A 13,544-nucleotide genomic window follows, 5' to 3' on the forward strand; every position below is an offset into this window, starting at 1 on the left:
TTAGTTTTACTTCCTCTGCTTCCTAATCGCCTATGATTGCTACCCAATCATTTCGTACTGATATCCTTGTCTCTTTCCAAGCTACTACTGCACAGATAGAGGAGCTATTGGCATACAACCAAAATGTATTTAATAACAACACATTAACTGATCTTGTCAACTTTCCTCTTCCGCCTGAGCCTCATGTAAGCACTTGGGAAGAATACACTCTTGCTGCAAGAGTTGTAGGAGCATTTGAGGTACTTAAACAACGCTTGGTTCAGTTCCGATTTCCCATCCTAGAGGGTATCAGTCAGACACAAGCGTATCAGGCTGCCACTCGTAGGGGTGTAACCGTGGATGGCATTGTAGAAGCAACTGGTTTGGTTTTGCAACAACCTGAAAAACTTCAATTAATACTACATCAAAGTTTAGCTGGAACTATCCCAGTATTATTGACTGGAAACCGAGAAGACTTTGTTTCTCTGGTACAAGCTCTAACAATGCGAAATGAACCCCAGCCAGTCCCGGACTCTATGGGAGCTTGTATAGTTAGCGGGTTTAATAACTGGGATAGAATTCACCAGTATCGCCAACTATGGGCAGATGAAAATTGTGCCAATTGCTCAGATAGTAGTTGGCTGGCAGAGTTTAGACGGCTAATACCACAAAAACAACTGTATCAAGATAAATTTATTATTTTGAGTGATGGTTTCTATAGCAACATTTCAGCCAATGAAATGGGACTTGACGAATCTCAATGGCAACAACTATCTGTAACAATTCGCCTGGAACATGAATGCACTCACTACTTTACACGTCGCTTGTTTAACTCCATGCAAAACAATATATTTGATGAGCTAATTGCTGACTACAGGGGTATTGTAGCCGCTATTGGGTGTTATCGAGCCGATTGGTTTTTGCGTTTTTTGGGATTAGAATCATTTCCCAATTATCGAGAAGGAGGTAGACTGCAAAATTACCGAGGTAATCCGCCACTTTCCGATGGGGCTTTTGGAATTTTACAAGCATTGGTGAAAGTAGCTTCGGAAAATTTGCAGACTTTTGAGACTAAATACGTGGGTAAGTTAACAGACACTAAGATTCAACTTTTGATGTTAATGACATTGACCCATTTAACATTAGAAGAATTAGCTTCTCAAGAGGCGCATTTTCGTATTCAACAAACCTTAGAAAGATTGCAGACTAATTAGTTAGGACTTATGCAAGTATAGCGTTTCCTAATCACATGAGGTACATCATAGCCCCCTCATCGCTTGCGGGGAGGGGGTTGGGGGTGGGGTTCAGTACCTGCTCAAGCGGGAACCGCTATATCATCGGTTGTTCATTGATGATATTAATCATCAAAAAATTCCAAATATTTGATAAGAAGGTATTAGTGATGACAGAAGTTTTACTTAAAGAATTAACTAACAGTGATATTGATTGGATGATTGCTACTGGTCATCAAAAAGAAATCGCTGCTGGTACTTTACTCATTCAACCAGGAAAAGCTGCCGATTCTTTACATATTTTACTAGAGGGAATATTAACAGTTAGCATCCCTCAACCAGATATTAATCCTCTAACTCGTGCTTTTTCAGCCATCGAAGGAGATGAAATCTTAGATCGTGAGATCGCGATTTTATCTAGTGGCGAGGTGGTGGGAGAAATTCCCTTTGTAAGTAATCGTCCAACAGCTACTGCTGTAAAAGCTGCCGAAAAGTCGTTGGTAATGTCAATTCCTCAACAGCAATTGGCGGAGAAATTGCTGCAAGATGTTGGTTTTGCCTCTCGCTTTTATCGAGCGATCGCTATTATGCTAGCAGATAGAATCCAATCTACTATCACTCAACTGGGACATCGCAACCTAGCACAAGGTCAGCCTCTGAGAGATGTACTGTTTATTTTGGCAGAATTGCATGATAGTGACATCGATTGGATGATGGCTTATGGAAAATCGCAACAAATTCCCGCTCATACTATACTCATCCGCGAACAAGGGCCAGTAGATGCGCTGTACATTCTCCTAGATGGAAGTATGTCTGTGTCTGTCTCTTTGAATGAGCGGAATCCTTTAGCTCGTGCTTTTGCTGCAATTGAGGAAAGTGAAATTGTCGGTAGAGAATTAGCCAGATTATCCAAAGGCGAAGTCATGGGAGAAACAGCCTTCATTGATGGTCGTTTACCTTCTATGACTGTTAAGGCGATGGAAGACTCAGTTGTATTATCGATTTCCCGACAGCAATTAGCTGCAAAACTACAGCAAGATGTGGGTTTTGCATCTCGTTTTTATCGCGTGATTGCGATTTTACTCTCCCAGAGATTACAAGGAATGCTCACTCGCGTAGGTTATGGTAGACGGGTTTATAGCCAAGGTTTACCGTTGGCTAAAGATGTGGAATATGAGGATGAGTTGAATGATAGCGTTTTAGATGGTGTTGCGATCGCAGGGAAAAGATTTGATTGGATGTTAGCACGGTTAAGGGTGAGTTGAATTAACTAGGTCGGTGCAATTAAAGCTAACTGGTCGTCAAAATTGAATACAATTTCGTCAGTGTAAATAGTCTGAAAAATAGCTGTTTTAAGGAGAATTATTGACATGGTAACAACTCAAAATCACAAAATAATAACTCAATTTGAATTAGCACAAATAGTTAGACGTGCGACATTTATCTTTGAGCGGCTGCGTCATCAAGACATCAATGTAAACTGCTCCTCATTCAACGAAAAAGAAGCAAAAAGACACATAGAACAATGGTGCAAAGTTGTTGCACAGGGAGATTGGGAAAAATTTAAACAGCGTCTAGAGTGGGATAATTTAAATCTTCAAAAAGTGCATCAGCTACTCGGTTCAGAACCGATTCTGGATGAGAACTCTTTACCAAAATGGGCAAATACTTTAACTGAAATTATCCAAACTGCATCATCATTTAACTGCAAAAATATATCACCGAGTCCGATTGATGTAGCAAATCCTTATCCTTTTGAAGATATACTACTACCTCTGGTTTCTGTAGCGCGGCAGAAATTACTCAAACTTCTTGGTTTATCCTCAATATCTCCTGAAAGTTTATTATTATATAAACTCAGCGAATCAGCATATCTGAATTTGGAAAGGGCTTTACTCGATAGACTGTTTAATATTACTGCGAAAACTTTAGAGTTTGAATTTTCTCATTCTCGTCCTTTGGGACAAAACTTACTAAACCTAGTAATAAAAAATAAAATAGGCACATCTAATAAATCCCAATACAATACTTTTGTAGATAAATTATTGTCTGATGGACTACTGGGATTTTTCCAAAAATATCCTGTACTAGCAAGGTTTATAGCCCTAAGTATTGATTTTTGGGTAGAAGCAACTGAAGAATTAATAGAGAGACTTAACTCTGACATTACAGAAATACAGCAAGTATTCAATAATTCAGAAACGATTCGATCTAATCAAGATAAGGTCATAGAAATTAAATCTGGTTTAGGTGATTTACACAATAATAATCGCTCGGTAACTCTCCTGATATTTGAATCTGGTTTGCAGGTGATATACAAACCAAAAAGTTTAGGCATAGAAGTTGCCTATGGGGAATTTTTAGAGTATTTAAATCAGCAATTCGATGCAGTAAGTTCACCGGAAATTGAATATCCTAATTTAGCCTTCAAAGTTCTAAAAGTTTTGAATCGAGAAACCTACGGTTGGGTCGAATATGTAGAACAAAAACCCTGTGAAAATGAAGAGGCGGCGCAGCGTTTTTATATCAGGGCGGGAATGTTGCTGTGCCTGCTGTATGTTTTGGGGGCGACTGACTGCCACAACGAGAACTTAATTGCCTGCGGCGAACATTTGGTGCTGATTGATATGGAAACTGTGATGCAGCACCAAGCAAAATTGATGGCGGATTTCCAAGATGAGAATGCAGCTACATTGGCGACTAATCAAATATTCAATTCAGTCTTGAGTACAGGACTCTTGCCAATGTGGCAATTTGGTGAAGATAACTCCATCGTCAGCGATTTCAGTGGGCTAGGAAGTGTTGAAATTCAGCCGATAGCAGTACCGATGCCCGTTTGGAAATTTATTAACACCGATGATATGTACCAAGGGTACGAGAAAATTGATCGACCCGTGGAAGCAAATATACCTATCTTAAACGGAGTGGCGCTTTCACCTAATAACTACATTAATGAGTTAGTAAGCGGGTTTGAGCAAATGTATCGTTTCCTGATCAGAGAACGGGAAGCATTGTTAGGATCTGATAGTGCCTTGGCTGCATTCCGCTTCCAACAGGTGCGATTTATTTTTCGCCCCACAAAAATTTACGGGATGGTACTCAATAAAGCTATGACTCCAGAAGTTCTTCGTGATGGAATTGACTGGAGTATAGAAGTGGATATTCTCAGTAAATCTTTTCTCACGACGGAGAAAAAACCTCAAGCTTGGGCAATTTTGTCATCAGAATTTAGGGGAATGGCACAGTTAGATATTCCCTACTTCAGCGCGATCGCTGCGAGTGATGCTCTACCACTAGGGCAAGAAAAAATTCTACCTGAGTATTTTCAGTCATCTTGTCTATCCCAAGTCATGACTCGGCTGCAAAAGCTTGATGATGCTGAGTTGGCGCAACAATTAACAATTATTCAGTTGGCTTTCTATGCCAGACAAGCGCGGAGTTTGCAAACTGATCCAGGTAAATCCACAGAGATGGAGCCAGAAGACTATGCTGCTTCCTCGTTGACATCCGAGCATTTACTCTCAAAAGCACAGGAGATTGGTGTTGAAATTCAAAACAGAGCTATTAGGGGAGTTGATGGCAGTCTGACATGGATTAGTTTAACCTATGTTCTAAATGCCGAACGCTTTCAACTCATGCCACTAGGCTATAGTCTCTACGATGGCAATTGTGGTATTGCTTTATTTTTAGCAGCTTTAGCTCGTGTGACTAACAACGCCCAGTTTCGAGACTTAGCATTAGGAACTTTACAGCCTTTACAATCATCTCTGCAAACCTCTGATCTAAAAGACATCTCTAGTTTTGCCAAGGAACTTGGTATTGGTGGTGCTACAGGAATTGCTTCCATAGTGTATTCTCTAGTCAAAATTAGCGAATTCTTAGATTTACCCTCACTACTTGAAGATGCCCAGCGAGTTGCTAACTTGATCGCAGAGGAATTAATTGCCAGCGATCGCAAGTTTGACATTATAGGGGGAGCAGCAGGAGCAATTTTAGGACTATTGGCACTGTATCAAAAAACAGAACACACAGCAGTTTTGCAGCGAGCAGTAGACTGCGGTCAGCACTTGTTAAAGTATTGTCACGAAGCCTATACCCTAAAAACTACAACTTCTAAACCTTTGACTGGTTACTCTCATGGTGCAGGTGGTATCGCCTATTCACTGTTGCGACTTTATACAGTGACACAGAATAATGCTTATTTAGATGCAGCTCGTGATGCGATCGCCTATGAAAACCACTTTTTCTACCCCACGGCTGGTAACTGGCGGGAAATCACTCCTATCTATAACCCTACCTCCCCACCTGTTTTTTGGTCAACTTGGTGTCATGGCGCTCCTGGCATTGCTTTAGGACGCTTGGGCGGTTTGTCGATTGATCCAACAGAACAAATTCACAACGATATAGAAATAGCCTTGCAAGCTACTCACAAGACTGGTTTGCAAAATATAGATCAACTCTGTTGCGGTAATTTCGGGCGTAGTGAAGTTATGTTAGTGGCAGCACAAAAATTCAACAGTTCTCAGTGGCATCAATCTGCCCAAGAATTAGCAGCGATCGCGGTAAGACGGGCAACACAAACAGGAGATTATGAGTTGTTTGGCAACTTACCTAAGTCTGTGTTTAGTCCTTGTTTTTTCCAAGGGGCTGCTGGCATTGGCTACCAACTATTGCGTTTAGCTTACCCACAAACTTTTCCCTCAGTCCTTCTGTGGGAATAAACTCTTGCCAATCCACTTAAGTTGATGTGCAGCTAAATTGTATAACACGAAAACCCAAAAATATTGTAGTGCGGGCAACATGAGCGCGTCCAATATACAAATTAAATACGCAACAGCTTACCTGTTTTTGTGAACAACTATATAGATACCCGACTTTCCTAAAAAATCGGGTATCTGAATTATGACTAGCATTTAATTAGCTAAATACTGGAGATAAAGGCATTTTTATAAAAATAAATGCCTTTTTTATTTTTATAAAAATATCAACTACAAAAATAATAGTCAAATCTAAAAATATGTGATTGTTTGTATTTGAGCAAGTATCTAATATTAGTACATACAACATTAACGGGTTGCGAGTTAATCTGAAACCTGAAAGTTATAGCTTTAGTAGATGTTGTAAAACTAAATTTCTTTCACACAGGTACTAACATCATGAGCAAAGCAAATCTAGAACAGTTTTATATCTTGGTTCAAAATAGCGAACAACTGCAACAGCAGCTAGGAGCTATTCAAGACAGCCAAATATTCAATGAAACAGCAGCGCGTCTGGGTCAAGAAAATGGCTACAGCTTCACTGCTGATGAAGTTGATACTTTTTTAAAGGAGAAAACACAGGAGAGCAATGCTGAACTCAGCGACCGAGAACTGGAAGCAGTAGCTGGTGGAAAAGGAGGACCTTGCCCACTAAATACTAAATTTACAGCTTGTTTCTTAGTAAGCGGCTGTTGGGGTAGCAAGTGTTAGAGCTAAATAAGCTGCTAAAACTTATCTACTGTTAGTTTACTTGAAAACCCTCTTGTACAAATATAAACAAGAGGGTTTGAATCTCCTATATATGAATTATCTGAAAATGATACATTCAATTACTCTCTGAATCATATTTTACGAGAATTTAGATTTTCAATTTACGAACCTTTAACTGAAGAAATAATTTTGATTATTATGGAAATGATAAATGAGATTGACCTACTTACCGAAGAAGAATGCTGTAAAGTCAGTTTGATAGTACATGAATTAAAAGAATTATGGATTCAACGGCATCCCCAGTTACCTTTTTACACACTAGGTCTGGCCAGTCCTTATGATGTACCTCAAGATAAACAAGGGTATTACAATAAAGCAAAAGACTACAATTATATTCTGCAAAAGCACTTTGGTTGGTTATATGAGCGGTTGTCCAATACACTTGAAAAAAAACTAGGAAGACTGGCTTTATTTCCTGAAAATCTAGCTTTACCAGGATTTCATATTTTTCTGGGACATAAAGCATTTGAAAAACCACTAGGTGCTGTTCATTGTGACAAATCTTATATGTTTCATTGGCAGCCTTCAGAAAAAGTAGACTTTGATAATCCTATTTCTTTCACACAAGTAATTAGACTACCAAAGTTAGGCGGTGGGATGTATATATGGGATTTGAAATATGCAGAAGTTAAAGGACTTAATCATCCAGAAATTGAACAAATTGCTAATTTAAGAAACAAGAGCTTTTATCCTTACAAGGTGGGTAGACTATTTTTACATTCTGGACATACAGTTCATCAAATTGCTCCCATAAAAAATATACAGCCAGAAGACGAGAGAATTACTCTTCAGGGACATGGAATTCTATACAACAATACTTGGCAACTCCATTGGTAAAATATTACACATTTGATTTACACAATCTCAATCACTAAAAAGCTGAATATTTTTGAAATAAATTTGTATTGCTGAAGAGGTGGAAAATGTACGCCCTGGATATTTTACAAAATACAACAGCAGCTAAGTATGAAAAGTTTACCTTTCCTGCTTTTCAGTATGTGCTGCAAAATTTAGAAATTGAAAAATCTATTATTGCGATCGCAGCTTCCGATCTAGACCAACCGCTTGGTTTAGTCATAGCCGAAATTCGGCAAGATGATCAATCGGGGGAGGTTCATTCCATATTTGTTGAACCAACACATCGCAGTACTGGAATTGGAACAGCTTTACTTACCCGTTTAGAAGCGGAAGTAGTTAAAAGAGGGTGTACAAAGATTGAAATGGTATACACCACAGGCAAGCCGACAACACCTGCTTTAGAGCGTCTCCTCCAAAAATGCAACTGGACATCCCCTCAAACCCGAATGCTGCTGTGTAAAGGTGATGCACAAACAATAATGGAAGCAAAGTGGATGAAGAGATATAGCTACCTTCCTGCTGGCTATAGCATCTTCCCCTGGTTAGAAATTACTGATCAAGAACGACAAGCCATTCAAAAACAACAAGAAGTTCAGCCCTGGATACCCAAAGATTTAATTCCCTTTCAATACGAAAAGAAATTAGAACCATTAAATAGTTTAGGTCTGCGTTACCAAGGGCAAGTAGTAGGATGGCTGATTAATCATCGTCTTTCTTTAGACACTATCCGCTACACCTGTGCCTTTGTCAGAGAAGATTTACAGAAAATGGGGCGAGTGATTTCTCTATTTTCTGAGGCAGGTAAACGCCAAGTTCAAGAAAAAATACCTAATGTTATTTGGACTACTCCGATTATGCATAAATTTATGGTGGCATTTATTAAAAAACACTGGACACCTGATTTAAATGATGTTGACGAAACTAGAGGTACTAGTAAATTATTGAAATAAATTGAAAAACAAGATGTTATGTCTAACAATAGCTGAATTTTACAAGCAACTTCTTCAAACGACGCTCGATTCTTATCGACAAGGTTGTACAAAATCTAGTGAAATAGAAAATACTCAAAATTTAGCCGAGCAAAAGTTGCAAACCTTGCTTCAGTCACGTTTGCCACTAACAGACCAACAGGTAATAACTAAGTTTGCTTATGCTCGAATTCAAGGTTTAAATGCCGTTCGTCAAGGAGATTTTATTGAGGCTGAACGTGCATTTATACAAGCACGTATACCCCTTGAAACGGATAAACTTTCGGCTGAAGGTAGTTTACTTTATAAGTCTTTGCTAGAACAATCACAATCTTACCTTGATTATTGCAGAGGTGATTTTGTCAAAGCTCGTGAGCGAATTTTAGAAGCCATTAGGAATGATGTGATATTGGAAGAAGAATATGGGTATGAAATTCTGTTTTTACATCGGATTCATTTAGTTCATAATCTTGTGCGTATTGACGCACGAAGTATGTATTTTAAAGATGCTATTGAATTAGCATGTAACATTCTCAACTACCTGCAAGGAGCATCGGATAATTTACCAATTCCAGTCTCTTGGGGGAGCGAACGTGTCGCCCGCCAGTCTCCAGAGAATATTGCTACCATGTTTGCGGCGATAACTAGCGAAATTGCGATTATTTTAGCGGGGCAAAAACGTCAGATGGCGCATGAGTTGTTTGCGATTATATCTAATGGTATACAGTTAGAAACTAATAATAAAAGCTACTGCTACCCTAGTGAATTTTCTTGGTTACTTGTTAAACAGGCATTTATCAATAGTGATTTTACAACTTTTCTGAAACTAGCATCTGACTTTTTGGCAATTGGACGTGGTACTACTCCTTTATTGTGGTACGCAATTATTATCGATTTACTTAGTGTGTGCGATGAGTTGACTCTTCCAGAATCTAATTTGATCCGAGAAGAGATAGAGAAACAAGCAACGACATGGAAAAACTTACCCCAAAAGTTTTCTTACCTACTAAACGAAGCAAGGAGTTGTTAATTCAAAGAAAATGCTAGACCAAAAACGCACCCTTTTCCGCAAAGAATCCGTAGAACGCTTATCTTCTCCTGAAAGACTAGACCAACTAATGCAGGTAGTTAGCCCCAGAAGCTGGCTACCCTTAGTTGCTATGGGTTCTTTTGTTGTCATAGGTATTGTTTGGAGTATTTATGGACGCATCCCCATGACTATTGAGGGTAAAGGGGTACTCATTTTCCCACGTAAAGTTGTACCCTTAGAATCAAAAAGTTCAGGACAGTTAGTTGCTCTCAATGTCAAAACTGGGGATGTAGTTAAAAAAGGACAAATATTGGCAACCCTTGACCAAGCGCAACTCCGCAAGCAACTGCAACAACAGCAGGCTAAACTTGCAGAACTAACGACACAAGACCAAGCAGTGAGCGTACTTCAAGGTCAGGGAAGCGCGAGTGAGAAAAATACTATTCAGCAACAACGCCAAAACGCTATTGTACGCATACAAGAACTACAAGCCCTGACTCCTGTACTCAGAAAAAGAAGTCAAGAATCAATTCAAAAACAACGCCTGCAAGTTCAGCAAAGAATTACAGAATTGCAAGCTTTAACTCCTGTACTCAAACAAAGAAGCCAAGAATCGCTCACTCAGCAATCTGAAAGTCTGACTAAACGTATTCAAGCGGCTCAAGCTCAACTTAAAGTTCTCAAAGAAAAAGTAGAAGCTTATAAAGGTTTATTACAGGAGAAAGTCATTACACGATACCAATTTTATGATTTTCAAAATGAATACTTCAAAAAAGTTGAGGAAATTGCTCAATTAGAAACTGAGCGAAAAGAACTAAAAGTCAAAGACAGCGATACACAAGAAAGATATATCAATACTCAAAATGAAATTGCTACAAATATTTCGGAATTAACCAAACTAGAAGTTGAAGAAAGTAATGCTCAAGAATCTTATCTGAACAACCTCAATGAAATCTCCCAACAGCGTGCTAATTTAAAAGATTTGGATAGCCGAGAAACTAATTTTGCTAAACAAACCTTGCAAGATTTAACTATTAGAAAAAACGAAATTCAAGAAGTCAAGCGAGAGATTGCCAGACTAGAACTAGAACTCAGCAATAACAGTGAGATTATCAGTCCATATTCAGGAAGAATTCTGGAAATAACTGTTACTCCTGGACAAGTAATCAACGCAGGAATCCGCTTAGGGAATATCGAGGCGGAAAATTCAGCCGGAAAGTTAGTTAGCATCACTTATTTTCCAGTGGCAGAAGGTAAGAAAATTCAAACGGGGATGAGCCTGCAAGTTACCCCGCAAACGGTGAAGCGGGAACGCTTTGGTGGCATCGTCGGTACTACAACTATCGTCTCTGGATTTCCTACCACTAAAGAGGCCGCTGCTAGCGTTGTGGGTAATGCAGAATTAGTATCAGGCTTGGTATCCGATAAGCAGGACGGAGTTATCCAAGTATACGCCGACCTAGAACAAGATTCCCAAACTTTTAGCGGGTACAAGTGGTCTTCTTCCACTGGACCCCGAATGCAAATATCTTCTGGAACTACTACCGTTGTGCGGGTCAAGGTGGAAGAACGCGCTCCCATCACCTATGTCTTTCCTATTCTGAGGTCTTTTACTGGTGTCTATTGATTTTACCTTAGCAAAACCGACTTTTGTTTGGCAGTACTTAGTAAAACTACTGCCAAGTATGGATATACGGGTCAAAACCCCCACTGTTTTGCAAATGGAAGCTGTGGAATGCGGTGCGGCAGCTTTGGGGATTATTCTTGGTTATTACGATCGCATTCTACCCTTAACTGAACTGCGTCGAGAGTGTGGTGTCTCCCGCGATGGGAGCAAAGCATCCAATATGGTCAAAGCAGCCAGAAGTTACGGACTCGAAGCCAAAGGCTTGAAAAGGGAACTGAAGCAGTTACAAGCCTTGCGCCCTCCCTATATTGTTTTTTGGCATTTCAACCACTTCTTAGTTGTAGAAGGATTTGGAAAAAACCGGATTTATTTGAATGATCCTGCGAGTGGTCCGCGTACCGTGTCATACCAAGAATTTGACGAGGGCTACACTGGGGTAGTTCTGGTTATGGAACCTAGCAAAGAGTTCCTTAAAGGTGGTCACAAAACTACTATTGCTGTATCTCTATGGGAACGGTTGAGAGGAGCTTTTAGTGCTTTAGTTTACTGTCTAATTGCGGGTTTTTTATTAACGCTGGTCGGACTGGCAGTGCCAGTGTTAACCCAAGTATTCGTAGATGATATTCTAGTGCAGCAAAGGCAGCAGTGGTTACGTCCGTTGCTGTTAGTAATGGCAATTACAACTATACTCCAAGGAGCGCTTACATTTCTGCGGTTGAAGTATCTGCGGCGGCTGAAGATTAAGCTGGCTATTGGAATGTCTAGCCGCTTTCTCTGGCATATTCTCCGCCTACCTGCGAGTTTCTACGCCCAACGCTTTGCTGGAGAAATTAGCGATCGCACTCATCTCAATGACGAGGTTGCTAATGTGCTTTCAGGAAAATTGGCAACTACGATCATTGATGCCATCATGATTATTTTTTATGCCTTAGTCATGGTGCAATATGACTGGGTATTAACTTTGATTATGGTGATTTTTGCTGCCATCAACGTCTTAACATTACAGTCAATTTCCCGCCAGCGCGTCGATGCAAATCAGCGACTCATGCAGGAATATGGTAAAGCTGCTGGTATTTCCATAGGCGCTCTACAAAGTATAGAAACTATCAAAGCATCTGGTTTAGAATCAGATTTCTTTGCTCGCTGGTCGGGTTACTATACCAAGGCGATTAACTCCCAGCAGGAATTGGGGACAACAAACCAAATATTTGCTGTCTTACCCGTACTTTTATCTGCGATTTCCTCAATGCTGTTATTAGTAATTGGTGGATTGCGGGTGATGGATGGACATCTGAGCATTGGAATGTTGATCGCCTTTCAAGCTTTAACCCACAGTTTTCAAGAACCAGTTAACAATCTTGTCAACTTTGGGACAACTCTGCAAGAGTTGGAAGGTAATTTAGTCCGCTTGGATGATGTGCTAGATCATCCAATTGAGGGGAGTAGGGAATGGGGAGTAGGGAATGGGGGAGATGGGACAAATTATTCTTCGCTCATCCCTAATTCGCAATGTAAATTGCAGGGGTATGTGGAATTGCGAGATATTACCTTTGGCTACAGTCGCCTAGAATCTCCACTGATAGAAAACTTTCACCTATGTATTAAGCCAGGACAGCGAGTTGCTTTGGTAGGTGGGAGTGGTTCTGGTAAGTCTACCATCGCCAAACTCATTAGTGGACTCTATCAACCCTGGACAGGGGAAATTCTGTTTGATGGTACATCTAGAGAACAGATTCCCAAGCATTTGCTGACCAACTCTGTCGCTATGGTAGAGCAAGATATCCTGCTGTTTGGCGGAACAGTCAGGGACAATTTAACCCTTTGGGATTCTACAGTTCCAGACAATAACTTGATGAAAGCTTGTAAAGATGCAGCTATTGAAGATATCGTTCTTTCTATGTCTGGAGGTTTTGATGCAGAACTGAGCGAGGGTGCAGCCAATTTAAGCGGCGGACAGCGACAAAGGTTAGAAATTGCCCGTGCTTTGGTGAATAACCCCTCAATTCTGATCATGGATGAAGCTACTAGTGCCTTAGATGCAGAGACGGAGAAAATCATTGATGAGAATCTGCGGCGGCGGGGTTGTACTTGTATTATTGTGGCACATCGTTTAAGTACTATCCGCGACTGCGATGAAATCATTGTTTTAGAGCGAGGAAAGGTGGTACAACGCGGTACTCATCAACAATTGTGGCAGATTGAGGGGGCTTACTCGCGGTTAATTCGGACAGAAGGGGAAGCGATTTTGTGAAGGTAGGGGGCAGGTTAGTTAATGAAGTCGGAAGTCGGAAGTCGGAAGTCGTAGAGACGCGATTAATCGCG

At 40.2% G+C, this 13,544-nt stretch carries 9 protein-coding genes; all 9 read left to right on the forward strand.

Annotated features, from left to right (window positions below; all coding sequences use genetic code 11):
- Window positions 1–32: 32 nt before the first annotated feature.
- The 9 genes from V7K27_RS28525 to V7K27_RS28565 all read left to right on the forward strand — a co-directional run bounded on the left by V7K27_RS28525 (window position 33) and on the right by V7K27_RS28565 (window position 13,473).
- A complete protein-coding gene (locus tag V7K27_RS28525) occupies window positions 33–1,193 on the forward strand; it encodes a DUF7005 family protein (RefSeq protein ID WP_334951759.1) in 1,161 nt (386 codons plus the stop codon).
- A 188-nt stretch (window positions 1,194–1,381) separates the two neighbouring features.
- Window positions 1,382–2,476 (forward strand): cyclic nucleotide-binding domain-containing protein, encoded by a 1,095-nt coding sequence (locus tag V7K27_RS28530; protein ID WP_334951760.1) that lies wholly within the window; start codon window positions 1,382–1,384, stop codon window positions 2,474–2,476.
- A 105-nt stretch (window positions 2,477–2,581) separates the two neighbouring features.
- Window positions 2,582–5,932 (forward strand): type 2 lanthipeptide synthetase LanM family protein, encoded by a 3,351-nt coding sequence (locus V7K27_RS28535; protein ID WP_334951761.1) that lies wholly within the window; start codon window positions 2,582–2,584, stop codon window positions 5,930–5,932.
- A 435-nt stretch (window positions 5,933–6,367) separates the two neighbouring features.
- Window positions 6,368–6,679: a Nif11-like leader peptide family natural product precursor gene (locus V7K27_RS28540; protein WP_334951762.1), complete on the forward strand. Its 312-nt coding sequence runs from the start codon at window positions 6,368–6,370 to the stop codon at window positions 6,677–6,679.
- 189 nt (window positions 6,680–6,868) lie between these two features.
- Window positions 6,869–7,576 (forward strand): hypothetical protein, encoded by a 708-nt coding sequence (locus V7K27_RS28545; RefSeq protein WP_334951763.1) that lies wholly within the window; start codon window positions 6,869–6,871, stop codon window positions 7,574–7,576.
- An 86-nt stretch (window positions 7,577–7,662) separates the two neighbouring features.
- Window positions 7,663–8,547 (forward strand): GNAT family N-acetyltransferase, encoded by an 885-nt coding sequence (locus V7K27_RS28550; RefSeq protein ID WP_334951764.1) that lies wholly within the window; start codon window positions 7,663–7,665, stop codon window positions 8,545–8,547.
- Between the two features lie 13 nt (window positions 8,548–8,560).
- Window positions 8,561–9,595, forward strand: coding sequence for a hypothetical protein (locus V7K27_RS28555; protein WP_334951765.1), 1,035 nt, complete (start codon window positions 8,561–8,563; stop codon window positions 9,593–9,595).
- A gap of 10 nt (window positions 9,596–9,605) precedes the next feature.
- Window positions 9,606–11,222 carry an NHLP bacteriocin system secretion protein gene (locus tag V7K27_RS28560; protein WP_334951766.1) on the forward strand — a complete coding sequence of 539 codons (1,617 nt, stop codon included), beginning with the start codon at window positions 9,606–9,608 and terminating at the stop codon, window positions 11,220–11,222.
- Window positions 11,223–11,280: 58 nt separating this feature from the next.
- Window positions 11,281–13,473 (forward strand): NHLP family bacteriocin export ABC transporter peptidase/permease/ATPase subunit, encoded by a 2,193-nt coding sequence (locus tag V7K27_RS28565; protein WP_334951792.1) that lies wholly within the window; start codon window positions 11,281–11,283, stop codon window positions 13,471–13,473.
- Window positions 13,474–13,544 lie beyond the last annotated feature (71 nt).

The organism is Nostoc sp., from assembly GCF_036919575.1.
GTDB lineage: Bacteria > Cyanobacteriota > Cyanobacteriia > Cyanobacteriales > Nostocaceae > Nostoc.